Annotated in this window: 18 protein-coding genes; 7 read left to right on the forward strand and 11 right to left on the reverse strand. The window is 48.1% G+C overall.

Annotated features, from left to right (window positions below; translation table 11 throughout):
* Nucleotides 1-134: 134 nt before the first annotated feature.
* The gene (locus AC1S5B_RS11980; protein WP_482035904.1) at nucleotides 135-932 is read right to left on the reverse strand and encodes a YdcF family protein; all 798 of its coding nucleotides are present in this window, start codon (nucleotides 930-932) and stop codon (nucleotides 135-137) included.
* 349 nt (nucleotides 933-1,281) lie between these two features.
* On the opposite strand from AC1S5B_RS11980, the gene AC1S5B_RS11985 reads away from it, so the two are divergent.
* A complete protein-coding gene (locus AC1S5B_RS11985; RefSeq protein WP_482035905.1) occupies nucleotides 1,282-2,550 on the forward strand; it encodes a S1C family serine protease in 1,269 nt (422 codons plus the stop codon).
* 21 nt (nucleotides 2,551-2,571) lie between these two features.
* Here the strand turns inward: AC1S5B_RS11985 and AC1S5B_RS11990 are convergent, their stop codons facing one another.
* The 3 genes from AC1S5B_RS11990 to AC1S5B_RS12000 all read right to left on the reverse strand — a co-directional run bounded on the left by AC1S5B_RS11990 (nucleotide 2,572) and on the right by AC1S5B_RS12000 (nucleotide 4,995).
* Nucleotides 2,572-2,970: an ExbD/TolR family protein gene (locus tag AC1S5B_RS11990; protein WP_482035906.1), complete on the reverse strand. Its 399-nt coding sequence runs from the start codon at nucleotides 2,968-2,970 to the stop codon at nucleotides 2,572-2,574.
* Complete coding sequence (locus AC1S5B_RS11995; RefSeq protein ID WP_482035907.1) at nucleotides 2,954-3,604, reverse strand: MotA/TolQ/ExbB proton channel family protein; 651 nt, start codon at nucleotides 3,602-3,604, stop codon at nucleotides 2,954-2,956. Before AC1S5B_RS11995 ends, AC1S5B_RS11990 begins: the two co-directional genes overlap by 17 nt.
* Nucleotides 3,605-3,690: 86 nt before the next feature.
* Nucleotides 3,691-4,995, reverse strand: a complete 1,305-nt coding sequence (locus tag AC1S5B_RS12000; RefSeq protein ID WP_482035908.1) for an ATP-binding protein — start codon at nucleotides 4,993-4,995, stop codon at nucleotides 3,691-3,693.
* Nucleotides 4,996-5,344: 349 nt separating this feature from the next.
* Here AC1S5B_RS12000 and AC1S5B_RS12005 point away from each other — a divergent pair, with 349 nt between their 5' ends.
* Both AC1S5B_RS12005 and AC1S5B_RS12010 read left to right on the forward strand, forming a co-directional pair.
* Nucleotides 5,345-5,650 (forward strand): type II toxin-antitoxin system RelE/ParE family toxin, encoded by a 306-nt coding sequence (locus AC1S5B_RS12005; protein ID WP_482035909.1) that lies wholly within the window; start codon nucleotides 5,345-5,347, stop codon nucleotides 5,648-5,650.
* The gene (locus AC1S5B_RS12010) at nucleotides 5,643-5,969 is read left to right on the forward strand and encodes a helix-turn-helix domain-containing transcriptional regulator (RefSeq protein WP_482035910.1); all 327 of its coding nucleotides are present in this window, start codon (nucleotides 5,643-5,645) and stop codon (nucleotides 5,967-5,969) included. The genes AC1S5B_RS12005 and AC1S5B_RS12010 overlap by 8 nt, the downstream gene beginning before the upstream one ends.
* A 73-nt stretch (nucleotides 5,970-6,042) precedes the next feature.
* Here the strand turns inward: AC1S5B_RS12010 and AC1S5B_RS12015 are convergent, their stop codons facing one another.
* A complete protein-coding gene (locus AC1S5B_RS12015; protein WP_482035911.1) occupies nucleotides 6,043-7,080 on the reverse strand; it encodes a potassium channel family protein in 1,038 nt (345 codons plus the stop codon).
* A gap of 145 nt (nucleotides 7,081-7,225) precedes the next feature.
* On the opposite strand from AC1S5B_RS12015, the gene modA reads away from it, so the two are divergent.
* Together modA and modB are read left to right on the forward strand one after the other, a co-directional pair.
* Nucleotides 7,226-8,017 (forward strand): molybdate ABC transporter substrate-binding protein, encoded by a 792-nt coding sequence (gene modA / locus AC1S5B_RS12020; protein ID WP_482035912.1) that lies wholly within the window; start codon nucleotides 7,226-7,228, stop codon nucleotides 8,015-8,017.
* A gap of 18 nt (nucleotides 8,018-8,035) precedes the next feature.
* The gene (gene modB / locus AC1S5B_RS12025) at nucleotides 8,036-9,868 is read left to right on the forward strand and encodes a molybdate ABC transporter permease subunit (protein ID WP_482035913.1); all 1,833 of its coding nucleotides are present in this window, start codon (nucleotides 8,036-8,038) and stop codon (nucleotides 9,866-9,868) included.
* Between the two features lie 105 nt (nucleotides 9,869-9,973).
* Here modB and AC1S5B_RS12030 read toward each other — a convergent pair whose 3' ends face one another.
* The 3 genes from AC1S5B_RS12030 to AC1S5B_RS12040 form a co-directional block, all read right to left on the reverse strand.
* The gene (locus AC1S5B_RS12030; protein WP_482035914.1) at nucleotides 9,974-10,786 is read right to left on the reverse strand and encodes a carbon-nitrogen hydrolase family protein; all 813 of its coding nucleotides are present in this window, start codon (nucleotides 10,784-10,786) and stop codon (nucleotides 9,974-9,976) included.
* Between the two features lie 250 nt (nucleotides 10,787-11,036).
* Nucleotides 11,037-12,491, reverse strand: coding sequence for a hypothetical protein (locus AC1S5B_RS12035; RefSeq protein ID WP_482035915.1), 1,455 nt, complete (start codon nucleotides 12,489-12,491; stop codon nucleotides 11,037-11,039).
* Between the two features lie 125 nt (nucleotides 12,492-12,616).
* Nucleotides 12,617-13,828 carry an extracellular solute-binding protein gene (locus tag AC1S5B_RS12040; protein WP_482035916.1) on the reverse strand — a complete coding sequence of 404 codons (1,212 nt, stop codon included), beginning with the start codon at nucleotides 13,826-13,828 and terminating at the stop codon, nucleotides 12,617-12,619.
* Nucleotides 13,829-14,047: 219 nt separating this feature from the next.
* Between AC1S5B_RS12040 and AC1S5B_RS12045 the strand changes: the two genes are divergently transcribed.
* Nucleotides 14,048-14,413, forward strand: coding sequence for a hypothetical protein (locus AC1S5B_RS12045; RefSeq protein ID WP_482035917.1), 366 nt, complete (start codon nucleotides 14,048-14,050; stop codon nucleotides 14,411-14,413).
* A 24-nt stretch (nucleotides 14,414-14,437) separates the two neighbouring features.
* On the opposite strand, the gene cobT is transcribed toward AC1S5B_RS12045, so the two are convergent.
* The 3 genes from cobT to AC1S5B_RS12060 are packed head-to-tail and all read right to left on the reverse strand — an operon-like array spanning nucleotide 14,438 to nucleotide 16,811.
* Nucleotides 14,438-15,589, reverse strand: coding sequence for a nicotinate mononucleotide-dependent phosphoribosyltransferase CobT (gene cobT, locus AC1S5B_RS12050; protein WP_482035918.1), 1,152 nt, complete (start codon nucleotides 15,587-15,589; stop codon nucleotides 14,438-14,440).
* A 28-nt stretch (nucleotides 15,590-15,617) separates the two neighbouring features.
* Nucleotides 15,618-16,439, reverse strand: coding sequence for a DUF2232 domain-containing protein (locus AC1S5B_RS12055; protein WP_482035919.1), 822 nt, complete (start codon nucleotides 16,437-16,439; stop codon nucleotides 15,618-15,620).
* A 9-nt stretch (nucleotides 16,440-16,448) separates the two neighbouring features.
* Nucleotides 16,449-16,811, reverse strand: coding sequence for a hypothetical protein (locus AC1S5B_RS12060; protein WP_482035920.1), 363 nt, complete (start codon nucleotides 16,809-16,811; stop codon nucleotides 16,449-16,451).
* A 363-nt stretch (nucleotides 16,812-17,174) separates the two neighbouring features.
* On the opposite strand from AC1S5B_RS12060, the gene ftsH reads away from it, so the two are divergent.
* Entirely contained in the window at nucleotides 17,175-18,938 is a 1,764-nt protein-coding gene (gene ftsH, locus AC1S5B_RS12065) for an ATP-dependent zinc metalloprotease FtsH (RefSeq protein ID WP_482035921.1), read from the forward strand.
* The last annotated feature ends 26 nt before the right edge of the window (nucleotides 18,939-18,964 follow it).

Here is an 18,964-nt window from a genome sequence, read left to right on the forward strand (position 1 = left end):
CCTCTCCCGCCATGGGAGAGGGACTTTGACTTATTCTTGCGCCCCTTCTCCAGACTTGGGATAAGGGGCTGAGGGATATAGCTTATTTTTTCCCGCAGGGTGGGACGACTTTAGTTGCCTATGAGGTGGCAGGGCTAAATCCAGCCGCGCACCCAATAGATCACCATGCCCACATACTCTTTGATGACACGGGTAGTATTGCTCAGTTGCTCGGCTTCAGGGAGTAAACTTAGCGCCAAAGCTTGGGGACTCGCTTGCAGTGCTTCTAGCTCGCGATCGCTGACCAAAAAATCAGTCGGCGCAGGAATCGCATCAATCCCTAGCTTTTGGAAAATTCGCAGCGATCGCGGCATATGCACCGCCGAAGTGACGAGCAGAATTTTGCTAATTCCCTGAGCCTCCATAATCTGTTTCACATTGACCGCATTCTCACGAGTCGTCCGTGAAGTCGGCTCCTGGATCATTGCCGCATCGGGAACCCCCATTGTTTTCATGAGTTCCACCATATCTGCCGACTCCGGAGCATCGTTGTTTCCCTGCCAGTCCACTCGTCCTCCACTCAAAATCAGACGAGGCGCTTTGCCTTCTCGATAGAGTTTTGCCCCATATAACACGCGATCGCCTGCTTCATTCACCTCCACCCAGGGACGGGGCGCAAACGCTGGTCTTGTGGCTCCACCCAACACCACGATCGCATCTGCTTTGGGCAACTCCCTACTTGGCAAATATTGAAGTTCCAAGGATTTGAGCAACGAGATACTTACCCAGCCATTACTGCTGATCAGGATCAGCAGTAGGGCTAAACCAGCGGGGATCATTGCCAAACGCGCTCGTCGCCAAACCATTAGTCCTAACGCTAGCAGCAGCAGCAGACACGCTAGACCGAGAGGATACAAAAACAGCGGCAGTAGCTTAGAGAGAAATAAAAACATTGAAGGAATTTGGGAACCATAGAGTAATGAATCTAGCAACGATTGGGAGATCTCTTAAAAACCATCCGGATGCCGGAGTTTCCCCCTCGAAAGGTAACGATACTCTCTAGCTTTTCGTTTAAACATTAAAAACGCCCTGGGGGTGCCAGAGCGTCGGAACAGTAACCACTCTCTTCTACTTGATACTTTTTAGCTTCTCCTGTTTCCGCAAAAGTTTTAGAAAGGGTGTGACAGTTTGTTCACCGTTTTAACTGTGTGCTTTGAAATAGGAACGCTAACCCACTGTTTCAATGTTCTGAGGACGTGAAAGCTAGGTTAATTCACACCAAAAACTCTTGACTCAGATGCTATGAAACTACGATATTTGCTGTTGTTTGCTGCTTCGGCTTTGGTGGTTACGCCGATTCCAACGATTAGCGCTCCTGTGCAGATCGCCTATGAATCACGCGCGATCGCCGGGTCAGCGGATACCATCTACCAGCGGGTGAATCCGGCTGTGGTGACGGTGTTTGCAGGGCGAGAAATTGGCTCTGGCAGTGTGGTTAGCTCCGATGGATTAGTGATCACGAATAATCATGTGGTGAATGGGGCAGTGGGGAGCCAGGTATCTGCGAGAACATTCAATGGACAAAGTTATTCAGGACAGGTGATTGCCATCGATCGCCGTTCCGATTTAGCCCTGATTCAACTGCGAACTGGGTCGCAACTGCCCACGGTGCCCTTGGCGACCAGCACGCCCCAATCAGGGGAACCCGTGTTGGCGATTGGTAGCCCTTATGGTCGTCCGGGAGTGTTGACAACGGGCACGTTTAGCAGTGTCCGCAGTAATGGCGATCTGCAATCACGGGTGGTGTTGCAGCCCGGAAATTCGGGGGGACCGTTGCTGAATACATCGGGTGAAATGGTGGGCGTGAATAAGGCGATTTTGGAGTCGATACAGGGCAGCAATACAGGAATTAGCATTGCCACCAATGTGCAAACGGTTCGTTCGTTCATTGCCCAAAATAGTGCTGGAAGCGCTGGTATTGCTTCGGGAGCACCAATTTATAATCAAACGAATCAAACGCCGATCTATCAGCCACCCACGAATTCAGCAATCTCTCAATTTCCGGGGGGAATGGTGCTGCCGAAGCCGCAAGATCCGATTTGGCGATCGCGTCAGAATAGCCGCATCTATCAGTCGCAGACACCCAATAATCAGTTTGCCTCTCGTCCCAATGGTCAATATTCTGGCGGTGCTGTGGTGATTCCCACGCCGAATGATAATCGCTTCAATCCAGGCTATGAAAGCGCCCAAGTCCCAACTCCTCAGTATAATCCTGGTTTCAACTCAGATTCACCCTATCCATCGCCCGGAGTCGGAGTAGGCAGCAATTCAGCGACAGGCGCGCAGTTAGGCGTAATCGTAGATACCCGCACATTAGTCGTTCAAAGTGTGAATCGCGGTTCAGCAGCAGAAAATAGCGGCTTGCAAGTGGGCGATCGCTTGGTGGGAGTCAATGGCAACGCCCTCCGCAGTTTCGATGATCTCAGAGCCTTTATTACTAATGCCCCTGCTTCTGCCCAGTTCACCATTGATCGCAATGGTCAGGCAGCAACGGTGGGCGTTCAGTTTTAGTCTGGTTTTAGGAAAGCTAGATTATTGGGGCTGTGCCGCTATCGCCAATCTCACTCCTGGAATTTGGCGCAGTTGATCCATCACCGCCACCACCTGACCATGGCTCACCTGCTCATCAGCATTGATGATTACCTGGGCTGGCTGAGTTCCAACCATGGCTTTTAATCGGGGCTGAAGTTCAGACAGCGACACAGTTTGATTATTTAACTGAATCTGTCCTTCAGCATCCACCGTCACAGTGAAACGCCCAGAGTTTTGAGCTTGAGCCGTCGTTGCTTTAGGCAAATTGACAGGCACTCCCATCGATCGCGTCAAAAATAAAGACGACATCATAAAAAACGTAAGAATCGCAAAGATCACATCGATCATCGGCACGATGTTGATCTGAAATGGTAGATCGGGTTCATCCGGTAGACGCATAGGACGCAGGCACTCCTTGTTCGTAGTATCGACGGTAGAGCAATTCTAGCTGTCCGCCGTATTCTTGAATCAGGGCGATTTGCCGCAAATATAAGCCGCGAAAGGTGTTGGCAAACAGCAGAGTGAAGATGGCGACCATCAATCCTGCTGCCGTAGAAATTAACGCCTCACTAATGCCAGCGCTGACTCCAAGGGTGCTGCTGCCGCCCATTTCTCCTAACTTCAACGACGCAAAGGAGCGAATCAATCCCAGCACTGTTCCCAACAAGCCCAACAGCGGCGACAAACTGATGATGGTTTCAAACACCGTGTTAAACCGCTTCAGCAAAGGCATCTCTGCTTGAGCCGAGCTTTCTAAGGCTAAGCGAAACTCTTCAGGATTGGGGCGATCGAGTTCTAGCGCTGCCAAAAAAATTCGGGCGATCGGCAGATCCATATTTCTTTCTAATTTCAAAAATGCGTTGCGAGGATTATGGCTATAGATCGTCAGCACCTCTCGCGCCAACCGATCTTGGCGACGAGCAATCTTGACCCAAAATAGTACCCGTTCCAAAATCAGCGCTACTGCCACCAGGGAAAACCCTAGCAGCGGCACCATCACGACTCCACCCTTCGTCAACCATCCAAAGTCCATGCGCTACTCAAAATAGTGATCAACCGAATATTTAAAGCATCAAGGAATAATCCCAAATAGCTTATCAGGTGAATCGTCAAGCGGGATCACACTGTAGAAAGATCAGCGCGGAGAAAGTCGATAAATTGACGGGCAGTGCGACCCGATCGCCCATTGTGGCGAGTTGCCCACTGAAGCGCTTGAAACTCCAAATCTTCTGGGCTGAGGGAAATATTCGCTTGGGCAGCGAGATGATGGATGATCTGCAAATAGGTAGCTTGATCAGGCGGCTCGAAAGTGAGGGTTAACCCAAAGCGATCGCTAAACGAAAGCTTTTCTTGCACAGTGTCCCAGGCATGGATTTCATCACCATCTTTAGGACGGGGGCGATCGCCAAAAAACTCGCGAATCAAATGCCGCCGATTGGATGTGGCATAAACCACTACATTTTGCGATCGCGCCGTCAAATTTCCCTCCAGTACCACCTTTAATGCTTTGTAGTCGTCCTCGTCTTCTTCAAACGACAAATCATCGACAAACAGAATAAACTTTTGCGGCAACGAACGCAGTTGATCGGCGATCGCGGGTAAATCTCGCAACTCTGATTTCGCAACTTCCACCAAACGCAACCCATCTTGGCGATAGCGATTCAGCAACGCCTTTACCAACGACGATTTGCCCGACCCGCGACTGCCATACAGCAACACATGTAGCGCTGGATAGCCTTTGAGTAAAAACTCTGTATTTTTCAACAAGGCTTCTTGCTGCCCACCATAGCCCACCAGATCCTCCAGTTCGACTTGATCGGCATAGGCAATTCCCACCAGTTTGCCCTGATGCCAGCGCAATGCAGAAAACATTGCCACAAGTCCGGTGCCATGCTGCCGATAATGAGCGGCAAACACTTCTATACATTCTGCCCAGTTAGTCCGTTGTAGCTGAAGTTTGACGGATGTTAATGGTGAATCGTCTGTTGGCTCCCAGACGATCGCGGGGAGAGAAACCTGGGCGATCGCCTCCACCCAATTTCTCAGTTGAGTTTCTCCACAATTAGACAACTCTTGCAGTACTTGCAAATCGTGCCGAGCCGGCAAAACTAAAGCGGATGGTAACGCCTGAAAGTCTTTTTGCTGCGCCTGTCGGGTAAATGGGTTTTCATCCCGCAAAACGCAGGTAAGTAAAAGATCTTGCCAGGATTGCTCCGCCTCTAACAAACAACGAAACCAGCGCCCGTAAGCATGAAGACAATCCAAAACCTTTGCTCCAACCTTTGCCTGAGCATTGTGAATCGCTTGCAGCAATGCCAAAAAGGATTGCCCTGCTTCCTGCTCGACATCAAGCACCGATTGATACACCAACAAAGACGCTGCTTTTTGCAACAATTGAAACGCAGACAACTCAGGCGATCTCATTCCCACACCCAGTAAATAGTCTTTCCATCATCCTGCAAATTTTGCGCTCTTGAACCGATGAAAGTTCGCGGTGGTGTATGACGCTTTTTCTGCGGAACTGAGATCGGGCTACCAATAGCTAAACACTACTTACCAACGTGTCAATTTCTATCCTTCAAAAAACTTAATAGTTAGTGATCTATTTGCAAGACTGCAATGCTATCAACAGAAACAAGCTTTACAGTCCTGCGTTACAGGTCTTATAAGTATAAAAATTGTTGCTCTTTATTTATATACATGCTACAATAAGGGGTTAGATGCAAGACATTTTCCATACACAGTACTCTCGTAATAATCGAGAGTACTGTGTATGGAAGTGTATCCTAGAAAAGTTTTCTTTACGCCTCAGTTTCTAGAGTGGCTGAGTTCTCTGCGTAATGCTAAAGCTGCTGGAAAAATTAAGGCTAGACTTAAGCGTGTGGAAGAGTCAGGAAGCTTGGGAGATGGGAAATATCTTGACTCCGGAGTTAGTGAGTTCAAGCTTGGTGGTTGCGGTGGATATCGAATTTACTTTGGAGAACTAAAGGAAGGCATTCTAATTCTTAATGGAGGACACCACGATACCCAGAGCCGTGATATTGAGCAAGCAAAGAGAATTTTAGAAGATTATGAATAGTGCAAAAGTTTCACAAAAGATTAGCTTTCACGATTATTTGATTGACTCGCTTCAAAAGCCTGAGGAAGCGGCGGCTTACATTGAAGCCATTTTGGCAGAGGAAGACCCCGAACCGACTTTACTGAAAAGTGCTTTGCTAGATGTAGTAGAGGCATTTAGCAACACTACGCTGTCATCTGAACAGGCTGAATCGCAACGACAAAAGCTGGATGACATCCTAGCCCCATTGGGCAGTCAGGCGATTTATGGGTTAGCGGGTTGGTTGAGTGAAATGGGTTTACAGCTATCGGTCAGCGTTCAGAATCAAGACGATCAATAGAATTCAGGTTTGAGTTGAGCGATCGCTGCTTTCATAGGTTTTATCATTACAATCAGTGGTTTTTGTTGCGTTGCTACCGCGTAAACTTGGAACCCCGGTACTGAATTTCTCGTTTAACGGCATGATGCCGAGCAAACTTGGGAATGTCGCCCAGATGCCCCATCACAATTAAAGTATCGCCTTCCTCTAAAAGGGCTTCATGACCCGGATTGATAATGGTTGAACCGATTGCCTTCCGCAGTGCCACCACAATAAAGGTGCCTTTGCCCCGCGCTTGAACGCTTCCCACGGTGGAGCCGATCAAATTAGATTTGTGAGAAATTGCCAGTTCTTCCACTTGAACATCAATTTGAGCCAGCAGTTCATTGAGGGTATTGCGTCCATCATCTTCATCTAAAAAATCCATGGCGGCGGGATGAGTAATCATATTCGACATTCGGAGTGCCCCGATCGCCGCTGGAGAGACCACGCGATCGGCTCCTGCCTGCAATAACTTCTTTTCGGTAGAAAGATACTCGCCTCGTGCCAGGATAGTCAGATCGGGATTCAACCCGCGCGCGGTGAGCGTAATAAACACATTGATGGCATCATCGGGTAGAACCGTTGCCAAAAATTTTGCGCGCATAATCCCGGCTGCTTCTAAAATGTTTTCGTCGGCAGCGCTGCCCATTTGCACTAAAAAGCCCTTGCCTTCTGCCTGTGCCACCCGATGGTCGTCGTTATCAATCAAAACAAAAGACTGATGAGCCGCTTGCATTTGATTCGCTAAAATTCGCCCAATGCGACCATAGCCACAAATAATTACGTGGTCTGTTAGCAAATCAATTTCTCGCTTCATCCGTCTTACTCCCAATACTCGTTTGATTTCGCCTTCGGTAATCATTTGCAAAAAGCCGCCCAAAATATAGGCAACTGAGGTGCAGCCTGAAATAATCACCACCATTGTAAAAATTCGCAGACCAGGGGTCATGGGTCCGATTTCGCCGAACCCCACCCCAAAAATGGTGATTACCACCATGTAGATGGAGTCCAGCCAGTTCCATCCTGCTAGTCGATACCCTGCCACTGCAACAACCAGGGTGGCTCCAAAAAAGCCTCCGCCAACTACCATTCGCTTTAGAGAGCTTTGCATGCGATCGCTTAAATCAACCCGAAAAAATCAGCCGTACTACAAATAATGGGGTAACTATGTATTTCAAGCAGGTGTCTATGCTACAGATGTCTATTAGATGGGTAATCAAGTTTAGGAGACAGCAATGAAGCGAATTTTTAGTCTTGCCCTAGCTGGACTTGCCCTAACGATCGCCCTTATGGTTGAGGGGGAATGGCAAGATCATCCTCCAGCGATCGCACAAACGAACTCTCGTCTCGTCGTGTCTGCTGCTGCCAGCTTAACCGATGCCCTCAAAGAAATCGCCCAACTTTATAATCGAACTCAGCCAAACGTCACCTTGCGTTATAACTTTGCCAGTTCTGGCGCATTGCAACAGCAAATTGAAAATGGTGCGCCCGCAGATGTTTTTATTTCTGCGGCTGAGAAGCAAATGGATACCTTACAGCAGAAAAATTTGATTGACTCAGCCAGCCGCCGCAATTTGCTCACCAATCGGTTGGTTCTCGTGGTGCCGAATACCGCGTCAGGAATTACAAATCTTCAAAGCTTGAAGGATATTCGCGTTAAACGAATTGCGATCGGTGATCCACGCAGCGTTCCAGTTGGGCAATATAGCGAAGAAGCCTTGAAGAAACAAGGATTATGGAATTCATTGCAACCTAAGTTTGTGTTGGCAAACAATGTGCGTCAAGTGTTGCAATTTGTCGAATCGGGTAATGTGCAAGCAGGTTTGGTGTATGCCACGGATGCAAAAACATCCAGCAAAGTGAAAGTGGCTCAAGTAATTTCTGCCAATTTACATACGCCAATTGTTTACCCGATCGCCGTAGTTAAACGCAGCAAAAATCAAACATTAGCACGTAATTTTACTCAGTTTTTATCAACCAATAAAGCAAAAAAACTCTTCAAAAAATATGGATTCGGAACCCACTAAAAACTAATTTTTAATTGAATGATATCTGTTGATCTTTCCCCTCTTTGGATTTCCCTAAAAGTGTCAGCCGTGGCAACTCTGATCACTTTTTTCACCGGAACTGCGGCTGCCTATGGATTATTAGGTTATCGAGGAAGGTGGCGATCGCTGCTGGATGCTGTGTTTATTGCTCCCCTAGTGCTGCCACCGACGGTCGTTGGATTTGTCTTATTGCAGTTTTTTGGAAGCAATGGCTGGGCGGGTCAACTGCTGCGATCGCTCAACATAGAAATTATCTTCACCTGGTATGCCGGGGCGATCGCCGCCACTGTCGTCACCTTTCCACTGATGTACCGGACTGCCCTCGGAGCCTTTGAGCAAATCGATGGCAATCTACTCCACGCCGCTAGAACCTTGGGTGCTTCCGAACTGCGAATTTTTTGGCAAATCAGCCTACCACTGGCACTACCCGGAGTGTTGGCAGGAATAACTCTCACCTTTGCGCGAGGTTTAGGGGAGTTTGGCGCAACGTTGATGCTGGCAGGCAACATTCCTGGTGAAACAGAAACCATTCCCCTCGCAATCTACTCTGCCGTAGAAGCCGGGGCAACCGATCAAGCTTGGTTCTGGAGCCTGATCATTTTGTCCATTTCCCTCAGCGCCGTCGCTACCATTAACCTCCTCCTTCACCCCTCCACTCCTTCACCCCTCCACTCCTCCACTCCTTCACCCGACACCCGATACCCGATACCCGATACCCGATACCCGACACCCGACACCCGACACCTCCTAGTCGATATCCAAAAATATCTCCCACACTTCAGCCTCCACCTTACTTTTCACACCGATCGCTACCCTTTAGGAATTCTAGGCGCATCCGGTGCAGGCAAGAGTTTGCTGTTGCGGTGTATTGCAGGCATTGAAACGCCTGATCAAGGTCGTATTGTTCTCAACGGGCGCACCTTGTTTGACTCAAAACTTGGGATTAATATTTCTAGCCGCGATCGCCGAATTGGCGTGATTTTTCAGCACTATGCGCTGTTTCCACATTTAACGGTTGCCCAAAACGTGGCGTTTGGCTTGCCTCAAGCTAAGAAAGCCTTACGGCAGCGCATAGAGGCACAATTGCAATCGGTGGAACTGGCAGGACTGGGCGATCGCTACCCTCATCAGCTATCCGGCGGACAACAGCAACGCGTCGCCCTTGCCAGAGCGTTGATTTGCAACCCCGATGTCTTGCTGCTGGATGAGCCGTTCTCTGCACTGGATACCCACTTGCGCTTTCAAATGGAGCAAGAATTAATTGCCACTTTGAGTCCCTATGCTGGGACGACTTTGTTTGTCACCCATAACCTAGAAGAAGCCTATCGCGTTTGTAAGAATCTGCTGATCTTAGAGCAGGGCACCGCGATCGCCCATGCCGATAAACACACTATTTTTGAACATCCCAATCGGGTGAGTATCGCTAAACTGACCGGCTGCAAAAACCTTTCTCGCGCTACGGCGAGTGGAATTCAACAAATTGATGCGATCGACTGGAACTGCACCCTCCACATTGCAAATCCCCCGACTGCCCAGTTCACCCAAGTTGCCATCCGCGCCCATCATCTGCAATTTATAGAGAGTCCCAACCTGACATCTGATACCCGTCACCTGTCACCTGCCAACACTTTTCCCTGCTGGGTTGCAGCGACTAGCGAAACGCCTCACCGCATGACCGTATTCCTCAAACTCCAGTCGGCTCCACTCCATTCCAGTGATTACCATTTGCAAGCAGAAGTGTTTAAGGAAAAATGGGACAGCTTGAAAGATAACCCTTTTCCCTGGCACATTTGCCTCAATCCACAGCAATTGATGTTGTTAGAGGAGTAGATGGAAGGGGCGATCGCTATTCTTTTAGCCTATTGCGTTCAAGATACGAAACGCTATCAATCAATTAGGAGAAATGAGCGATCGCTGAAGGGAACCAGGATAGCGTTAGAGAAACACGCGATGCTGCAACGAGGGCATTTGACGACGCACCTGGTCTAAGCGAGACGGCTCAATCGCCGCGATCGCCACACCGGGTTGATCTCCCGCATCCGCCAGCACGGTACCCCAGGGGTCAATAATCATCGCGTGTCCGTGGGTTTGACGCATAGCATAATGCCGCCCCGTTTGGGCTGGTGCCAGCACATAGCAGGTATTTTCGATCGCCCGTGCTTGCAGCAACACTTGCCAGTGATCTTTGCCCGTGTAGGCAGTGAACGCCGCTGGAATAAATAAGACCTCCGCTCCCATTTGGGACAGGTGGCGATAAAGCTCTGGGAACCGCACATCGTAGCAAACAGAAAGCCCCAGATTGCCCCAGTCTTTGGAAGGATAAACTGGCGGCATGTGTAGCCCTGCTAACACCGTGACTGATTCTTGATAGGTGTTACCATCCGGCACATTCACATCAAACAAATGCACTTTTTCGTACCGGGCAAGCTCTTCTCCACTGGCACCCACCAACAGCGCAGTATTGTACACTTTGCCATTCCCCACCGGAACCGGAAACCCGCCGCCCAAAATGGTGACCTGAAAGCGCTGTGCCATTGTTTTGATAAACTTTTCGCTTTCTTGGGCGATCGCCTCCGCCTGCGCCATTTTGTCTTGCTCTTCTCCTAAAAATGAAAAGTTCTCTGGCAACCCAATCAGTTCCGCTCCTTGGCGCACTGCTAGGTCAATTAGTTCTTCTGCTTCCGCCAGATTCTTTTTCAAATCGGGCACACTGGTCATTTGAATGGCAGCCGCCAAATAAGATCTCATAAACTCCAACCCCATTGCATGGATGACTTTGAACGGTGCCTATATGAAACGTCAGACTTGCACTATCCAAAGATTACCCAGTCTTAACCCGTTTTCACCCCTTAGTTTAATCCCAGTTGAGTCCTTCCGATTGGCACTTGGAAAATTCCATAAGGGAACTTGGAAGCGCGCTCCCCTGCCCTACGCTTCTGACTTGTTGCTGATTCAGGCGATCGCCTTTGAGATGGAGCGCCAAATCAGTTTTTAACTTCTAAATACTGATTAAAGATTTCACACTGCTTAAAAGAAACTCTAATTTCTGCTCACTTTCTTTATCAACCAAAGAATCATCGACAATGCTAAGCAACTTTTTTTTCTCAAAAATCTTGACACCTTTATTTGTCTTGGTAAATGCCTCGTTTTGAGATAAAAGGATAGTAGCAATAATTAAGACACGCAGATGATTAAGAAGCTCCATAAGAAAGTCATTTGAGTTGTTCAATTCACTATTTAACTTCTTCAGTTTTTTCTCTAAATCAAGATCATCACCATGCACAAAAGTACTTCTAACTTCATAAGCGGTCTTTAAGTTACTTTTTACTGCAAGAGCTGAATAGCCAAGTAAGTTAAGGATTTTAGCTCCACGAACCCAAAAACGAAAGGAAATCTCTTGATTCTCAGCTAGAAGTAAAGATTCTAGACCAATAACAACATTTGTAATTTTCTCCTCCAAGCTATCATTAGCTAGCAGAGCTTCACAGTAATGTCTATATGCAATTGTTAAATGAGCCATATCTTTTTCTTGTCGTCCAGGATCGCAGAATCCCTTAGGCAAAATACATGATATGGTTCTGTAGAAATCGATAAACTTTGGCACCTCATCTTTTGCGAAATTGATTTTAGCTAAAACATTTATCTTTTGCCCGGAATAGGCTACGCTGTTGGCTTTCTGATCCCATAAAACTGCCTCTGAATACATCTCATAATAATTTCGTTGAACGCTAGATACTCCAAAGAGTCGAAATGTAGAAATAAGCTTTTCAAGTTCGTTCCTAGCTAAATTGAAGTCATTTTCATCGACTTCATCTATCTCTACATTAATAATTGCGGATGGAAGTATTCCTCTATTAAGCGGCTTTGGAATAGTACTTAAATATGGATAAATAGTGTGCTTTTTCTGTAAATCATTGACTCTAGTTTGTCTTATAGTGAATTGTGAGTTGTTTGAATTAAACTTGAGTTCTTCCTCAAACTGTACAATAATTCCATATACTTCAGCAATTATTCCAAATTTAAAAAACTTTTTCTCTAAATCTCCATAAAAAATTCTTACTATTGAATCAATATAATCTTCGGCTAAATCAGATTCTTTATTCAAATGGTCATTAGCTATTACCTCAATAAATCTATCTAACAAGTTAACCTCGGCGAAGAGATATTCCTGATTATCATCTTTAGTCTTAAGTACTTGAGCATATTCAAAAGTCGATTTAATTAGGTTTAAAATCTCTTGTGAAAGCACAAGTCTCTTTTCACTTGCGTATTTACTTTGTGATTTGCTGCAGGTTGAACCGTCAGCATTGTATTGGAAATCTAAAATTTCGTCGTAAAAATAAATAGTTTCCATCAACCTTAATGAAGGATGAGTAGCATTTTCCTTAACCAACTCTTTAGATTTCAACGCTAAAGATTTTAAATTTTCTATTAATATTTTCTGTTCTTTCATAGCTCAGTTAGGATGTAAGCTGTTTCTGCTTGCGGTTAACATATCGTTATTGTCTTCCTTAAGCTCAAATCTTTTTTGAACTTCTAATGCTGTAGTTAAACGAGTTGCATTAAGGTTAAGGCGTACTACAACTGCCGCATGGTTTTCCACGCTTTTTCATATTTCGCCGTTGCTGCTTTGGATAAGGGCTGCAAAAATTCGCTGGTTTCTACCACTTTAGGATCAGGGAATAGGGCGGGGGCGCGGTGCAGTTGGGTGGGCAAGTCAGCCAAGGACTTGCCAAACAACAGCGGGGATGCGCCCCAAGTGAGCAAGGAGATTTGCTGAGCGATCGCGGGTTGCAGGCAAAACGTCAGCCACTCTGCCACGGCGCGTGGGATGGTTGGGTTTGCTGCCGGACGCACCCATAGATCTGCCCACAGTGCCGTTCCAGAACTGGGCACGACGGCAACCACGTTGGGCGATCGCTGCCCACTTTGCAGCACATCTTCCGACCAACCCACTGCCACCCAGGTATCCTCCAGCAATAGCGGCTGGAGATAGTGGGTAGAGCTATATAGCTTTGCCTGTTGATTCAGCGATCGCAGTTCTGCTGCTAGAGTCGGCACTGTCGCGAGATCTTCAGTGTTGTAGGACTTGCCCAGCTTTTTCAGGGTTAGCCCAATCACCTCTCGCGGCTGATCTAATAAAGAAATCCGTCCTTTCAACTCCGGTCGCCATAGATCTGCCCAATTCGTTGGGGGTTGCAAACCCTGCTGCTTAAAAATATCTTGGCGATAGGCAATGACTGTCGTGCCAACCCGATAAGGTACTGCCCACACCTTGCCGTTCGCATCGGGTTTTCCCCCAGCATTGCGAGTGACCAGTGCTTTCCACTGAGGATTTTTAAATAGGGCTGACGACCCTTGCACCGTGGCGGTATCTAAAGGAGCCAACAAACCCTGAGAAATTGCCCCCGATAGCCAGTGGTCGCCTAAGGTCACTAAATCAACCGGGTTGGCGGTGGCAGATTGACCCACAAAGGGAATCCAACTGGGCAGCGCGAATTCATTGGATTTTTGCGGATTATTTGAGGATTGCGATCGCTGCCAGGTTTGTAACAGGGTAAAAAGCTCCTCCAGTTGCCTATCTGCGGTATATTCTAGCTTCACGCCCCCTGCCTGCTTGCGAAAGGCATTAAGCATTTGCGGTGGAATTGACCCCTGCAAGGCGCGAATTTGCAACAAAGACTCTTGCCCTGCTGCACAGCCTTCTAAGATCACGCCTAAGCTGCTAACTGCCGCGCCAATCAGTAGCGATCGCCGACTGATCGTGAATTGTGATTCCGTTATTGCCATGCTGTCTGTCTTTAAGCCTGCACACATATCCTTCTCACCATTCTGACATCATCATCACTGCGATCGAACCTAAATCGATCCGTATCCACCGTTCACGTTTTTTAATACTCAATTATTCGCTTGTCTGGTAAACGTTAAATGATTCAGGAATAACCAAGGGTCAATCAACATCATTACCTAAAATGCATGTAAGAACTATTCAGGTAAATTGGGTCAGACATGGACACTCTGCAAAAGCAGCTAAGCGTTTTAAGTAACAAAGTAGACGGACTATATCAACTGATTGAACAGTTGAGCGATCGCGTCAGCGAAGTGGTATCAGAATGTCAAAAAACAGATCAGGCAAATCATTCTGATTCTGAAATGCCTTTGGGACACCGCTCTTATCGGATTCAAAGTTATTTTGAATCAACTATGGAGCATAAAGATGTACTGATTGATCAGGATAGTTTGAGTGCATCTTTCCAAACTGAGCGTCAAGTTTCTCCCGAAATTCAGATTCAACGATTAACCGCTCAACTGACTGCGGCATATAGTCGAATGGCTGCCTTGGAAGATCAATTAGTCGCTAAACGAATTCACTAAGGTAATCACCCCTTTCTTTAGCAGTCAATTTTTCTCCACTTGAGTTTTCTCGCTTTCTTGTTGATACCTCGCTGCAATGGATTCAACGGCATCGAGTAAATCTGAATTTGACCATCCTTTGTATAAGTGAGCCGCGATCGCACATCCTCCTGCGCCCACGCCTTCTTTCACATAGCCTTGCTCATAAGCTTGCAGTTGGGCAAACCGAGAACTGGCAAAACTCAACTGCGTCGCCACCAAGGGTACTTCTGCCACTAACTTGGCTAAACCAACCGTATCCCCTGTGAGATCGTCGGCAACCCAGCGCGTGGTGCCCACCACAATGTTTTGAGGCTGCCACGGGATCGCTGAGTCCTGGGCGATCGCCCGTGCCAAGGCATACACCGCCAACATTTGGGTACCGCCTGCCAGTAATACGCCCCCCGCTCGACTCGCGGCGATCGCCATTCCTGCCACCACCGCCTGCATCGGATCGCCTACCGCTGCCAGAAGTGACCAGGGATCATGCGAATCAATACCCGCCAGCCCAGTTTTGACTAACTCCCATTTTTGGTCATGGTTACAGGTTGGATGGCTGCTATTGACTTTTCCAGTCGCAGCGATCCCCAATCCCGTCATCACTGCTAAGGCTGTGGTGGTGCCTCCCACGACGCATTCCGCCAAAATCACATAGCTGTCTGTTGCGGCGATCGCCAACTTTTCGCCCCACAGCAATCCCTGGACAAATAAATGCTTGACCGTTGCTTCTTTCATTGCTTGTCCTGTACTGAGGCAACGAGCCGGAACGCCCTGCAAATCGATCGCAGGCACGGCAGGCGGTTGAGGCAATCCAGCATTAAATAAATAAACAGGCAATTGCTGACCTTCAACCACTGCCCGCGAAATCAACACGGGTGAAGCGCCCATTTTTAATGGCGGCAGCGGATAGTGAGGTTTGGACTGCACTCCATTCACCAAAAATTCTGCATCGGCGATCGCAGTATAGCGGCGATCGTCTGGTGTTGCTCCTGCCGCCGAGATTCCGGGAATCAACCCCGTCTCTGTAAAGCCCAACACACACGCCAAAACTGGGCGTTTTCCTTGGTAACGGTCTAACCAAGCCTGCCCCTGCGATAGTTGGGTATAGACTCGAATCGTAGGTAGGTTATTAGCCTTCCCTTGTTGCGTGCTATTCATCTATCCATTGTTCGACATTCGTCCTTCGCTATTCGCCGTTCGCCACTTCTTCATACTCCATCATTACCTGCACCCATTTAGGCGGTCGAGGAATCGGGTTACGGAGGCGATCAAACAGAAACCAGCACACTAGATGAACCACAAACAGATAAACCAAGTTGTTCACAAATATCACCACCAGCATCAGGGCTTGAATTAAAGGCAAGCTGGGTTGAAATGCCAGATTGAGGCGAACGCAAAACCAGTCAATCAGATCAGTAATTTGAACGGTGGTGTATTGCCATAGGTCATCCCCAAGCAGCAGTGAAATCAGCCAAATGCGGAAGAAAAACCCGATCGCGCCCAAAAGAGCGCCAATACTAATCGAGACTGCCCAACTGGCTTTTCGTCGCCACAACAGCCCCAATAGCACGCCCATTAAACCAAAGGGCATGACATAGAGCAGACTGCGGGGCGGTCCCATTAATACGCTGAGCAGCAATCCAGAAACTAATGTTCCCATCCAGGCAGCACGATTGCCCCATCGTAAGTAAATCAGAGCGATCGGCACTGGGAAAAATAACCGCAGGATCGGTCCCATGGGAAAGTAAAAATTCACAAGCCAAACAAGGCTGGCGGCGCTGGCTAAAAACGCGGTTTCGACCAACATTAATGGACTAGATGACTGAAGCGCGCGCGGGGATGAATCCTCTAAAAATGCTGATTGATCCACTACAACCGCAGGGTTGGGAATTGTCAGTTCTTTTTCAACATCATCCCATGTTGCATCTGTCCCTTCAGAGGGCGTGGTCGGTAAATTGGCTGCTGACGAAGGGTTTCCCGGCTCAGGGCTTTTGGGAAATTCATTCATGCAAATCTCCTAACCCAGTACTGGAAACGACTGTTTAGCGGCTTCAGTTAGGCGATTTAACAAGCGCTGTAGACTGGATGGGTGCAAAATCGCCCAAGCATTGACCGCAAAGCAAACGGTTCCCAAGGTCAGCAGGACATAGGTTGGCACCATGACGACCCCAATGACAAACCAGGTCAGCACGTGGAGCACCATAATTCCAGCAAAGGCGATTGCCAGCCCTGAAACCTGCATAACTTGGGCTGTTGGGCGATGTAACCCAGTCAAAATTATTGTTAGCAACGTGGCGGTTAAATTCAATGGAACTAACGCGGCGCAGATAGCAATGCAGTGAGTATGGGAAAAGTGGAGCAAGCTGTTGAAATCAAGCATTCGGTGTTAACAGTTACGGCACATTAATGACACTTTACCCGCTCAGTTGTTCCTATCCTAATCGCTATAGACATAAACAGAGTTCTCATTGAGCTTCTTTAGTATGAATTGTTTTGAGCGTGAAAACGAACCTGTTGCAAGATATTAAGCAGATCAAACTGATTGGTACGGTAAACCTAATCAAGCAGGGGTAACAACCGCCATCCATGACTTAGAGGATTCGGAAGACCCTAAGGAGGTGGTAGTAGTTTCCATCTATCGCCCTTTTGAAGGGTGCAACACAATGAACCTAGTAAGAAGTTGGAACAGAAAAAAACTCAATTTCTGACTTCTTAATGTTCCCCTTGCGCCCGGAGTCCTTTGATGAAGACGGAAACCAGCTTGCAGTCAGCTTATAGCACTTTTATTGAGCAGGTTAAATCCTTGCAAATTCAACGGGTGACTATCAAACCCGATCGCATTGACTACACCCTAAAGCCAGAGTTTGGCGGTCAACAGTATCACACCCAACCCCTTGAGCCAACTGATGATTTGATCACTCTATTGCAAAGTCAGGGTGTAGAATTTGACATTCTTCCCAGCGGTTCTGCAACTGCCGCAAACATCATGGGCTTGATTCTTTCGGCTGGGGCGATCGCAGGGGCTTTTGCGTGGCTGTTGAAATTCAGCAACGCAGGCGGTGGTATGGGTCTGGGGATGGGGATGGGCAAAAGTAATCCCCGCAGCTATAGCCAAGGCAAAACAGGAATCAGCTTTGCGGATGTGGCAGGGGTGGATGAGGCAAAGCAAGAACTGCAAGAAGTCGTTGACTTCCTCTCGAACGGTGAGAAGTATCGCAAGATTGGGGCAAAAATTCCCAAAGGGGTGCTTCTGGTGGGACCTCCGGGCACGGGAAAAACTCTTTTAGCTAAAGCTGTTGCAGGTGAAGCGGGTGTGCCGTTCTTGAGCATGTCTGGTTCAGAGTTCGTGGAAATGTTTGTGGGCGTGGGCGCATCGCGGGTGCGTGATTTGTTCAGTCGGGCGAAGCGTCAAGCTCCTTGCATTATCTTTATTGATGAACTGGATGCGATCGGTAAGACGCGCAGTGGTGGTAACCCCAACGGCGGCAACGATGAACGGGAGCAAACCTTAAACCAATTGCTGACGGAAATGGATGGCTTTGATGGCAACGATGGCGTGATCGTAGTGGCTGCCACCAATCGCCCTGAAATCCTTGATCCAGCGCTGCGCCGTCCGGGTCGCTTCGATCGCCAAGTTTTAGTGGATCGCCCCGATAAAAGCGGCAGAGTCCAAATTTTGCAGGTTCATGCCCAGCCAGTGACTCTGGGTGAGGATGTGGATTTAGACGCGATCGCCACCCAAACTGCTGGTTTTACAGGCGCAGATCTTGCCAACTTGGTGAATGAAGCGGCGCTGATGGCAGCCCGTCATAATCGGCAGGCGGTGTTGATGGCAGACTTCAAAGAAGCGATTGAACGGGTGATTGCCGGGTTAGAGAAGCGATCGCGGGTACTCACGACTTTGGAGCGGCAAACTGTGGCCTATCACGAAGTGGGTCATGCGCTTGTGGGTGCCCTGATGCCCGGTAGTAGCAAGGTTTCCAAAATCTCGATTGTGCCGCGTGGCATGGGTGCGCTGGGCTATACGATGCAAATGCCAGAAGTCGATCGCTTCTTGCTGCTGGAAGATGAACTGCGGGGGCAGCTTGCGACTTTGCTGGGTGGGCGATCAGCGGAAGAGATCATCTTTGGCAAGGTTTCCACAGGAGCCAGCGATGACATTCAAAAAGCAACGGATTTAGCTGAAAAGGCGATTACCCAGTACGGCATGAGTGCCACTCTGGGACCGGTCGCTTTTGCCAAAAACTCCGCGCAATTTTTGGAAGGCACAAGCGATCGCCGATCAATAAGTTCCGAAGTTGCAGTAGAAATCGATCGCCAAGTCAAGCAAAGTATCGACAAAGCTCACGATATGGCGGTGGAAATTCTGCAACTCAATCGCGACTTGTTGGAGTCTGCAACTCAAGTTTTACTGGAAACAGAGGTGTTAGAAGACGGCAAGCTAGAGGCTATCTTGGCTCAGGTGCAGGCACCAGCCGGATTAAATGCCTGGTTGATGCAGAGTTAAGCTTGTGTTTTAAGCAAGAGGTTGGC

This window comes from Leptolyngbya sp. CALU 1928, assembly GCF_056784215.1.

Excerpts from the sequence above, each read along its gene's own strand:
- AC1S5B_RS12035 (WP_482035915.1), bottom strand. The coding sequence starts at position 12,491 with ATGAAAGAACAGAAAATATTAATAGAAAATTTAAAATCTTTAGCGTTG.
- AC1S5B_RS12015 (WP_482035911.1), bottom strand. The coding sequence starts at position 7,080 with ATGGTAGTTGGCGGAGGCTTTTTTGGAGCCACCCTGGTTGTTGCAGTG.
- AC1S5B_RS12030 (WP_482035914.1), bottom strand. The coding sequence starts at position 10,786 with ATGAGATCTTATTTGGCGGCTGCCATTCAAATGACCAGTGTGCCCGAT.
- AC1S5B_RS12040 (WP_482035916.1), bottom strand. The coding sequence starts at position 13,828 with ATGGCAATAACGGAATCACAATTCACGATCAGTCGGCGATCGCTACTG.
- AC1S5B_RS12060 (WP_482035920.1), bottom strand. The coding sequence starts at position 16,811 with ATGCTTGATTTCAACAGCTTGCTCCACTTTTCCCATACTCACTGCATT.
- AC1S5B_RS11980 (WP_482035904.1), bottom strand. The coding sequence starts at position 932 with ATGTTTTTATTTCTCTCTAAGCTACTGCCGCTGTTTTTGTATCCTCTC.
- AC1S5B_RS12055 (WP_482035919.1), bottom strand. The coding sequence starts at position 16,439 with ATGAATGAATTTCCCAAAAGCCCTGAGCCGGGAAACCCTTCGTCAGCA.
- AC1S5B_RS11990 (WP_482035906.1), bottom strand. The coding sequence starts at position 2,970 with ATGCGTCTACCGGATGAACCCGATCTACCATTTCAGATCAACATCGTG.
- AC1S5B_RS11995 (WP_482035907.1), bottom strand. The coding sequence starts at position 3,604 with ATGGACTTTGGATGGTTGACGAAGGGTGGAGTCGTGATGGTGCCGCTG.
- modA (WP_482035912.1), top strand. The coding sequence starts at position 7,226 with ATGAAGCGAATTTTTAGTCTTGCCCTAGCTGGACTTGCCCTAACGATC.
- ftsH (WP_482035921.1), top strand. The coding sequence starts at position 17,175 with ATGAAGACGGAAACCAGCTTGCAGTCAGCTTATAGCACTTTTATTGAG.
- AC1S5B_RS12045 (WP_482035917.1), top strand. The coding sequence starts at position 14,048 with ATGGACACTCTGCAAAAGCAGCTAAGCGTTTTAAGTAACAAAGTAGAC.
- modB (WP_482035913.1), top strand. The coding sequence starts at position 8,036 with ATGATATCTGTTGATCTTTCCCCTCTTTGGATTTCCCTAAAAGTGTCA.
- cobT (WP_482035918.1), bottom strand. The coding sequence starts at position 15,589 with ATGAATAGCACGCAACAAGGGAAGGCTAATAACCTACCTACGATTCGA.
- AC1S5B_RS12000 (WP_482035908.1), bottom strand. The coding sequence starts at position 4,995 with ATGAGATCGCCTGAGTTGTCTGCGTTTCAATTGTTGCAAAAAGCAGCG.
- AC1S5B_RS12010 (WP_482035910.1), top strand. The coding sequence starts at position 5,643 with ATGAATAGTGCAAAAGTTTCACAAAAGATTAGCTTTCACGATTATTTG.
- AC1S5B_RS12005 (WP_482035909.1), top strand. The coding sequence starts at position 5,345 with ATGGAAGTGTATCCTAGAAAAGTTTTCTTTACGCCTCAGTTTCTAGAG.
- AC1S5B_RS11985 (WP_482035905.1), top strand. The coding sequence starts at position 1,282 with ATGAAACTACGATATTTGCTGTTGTTTGCTGCTTCGGCTTTGGTGGTT.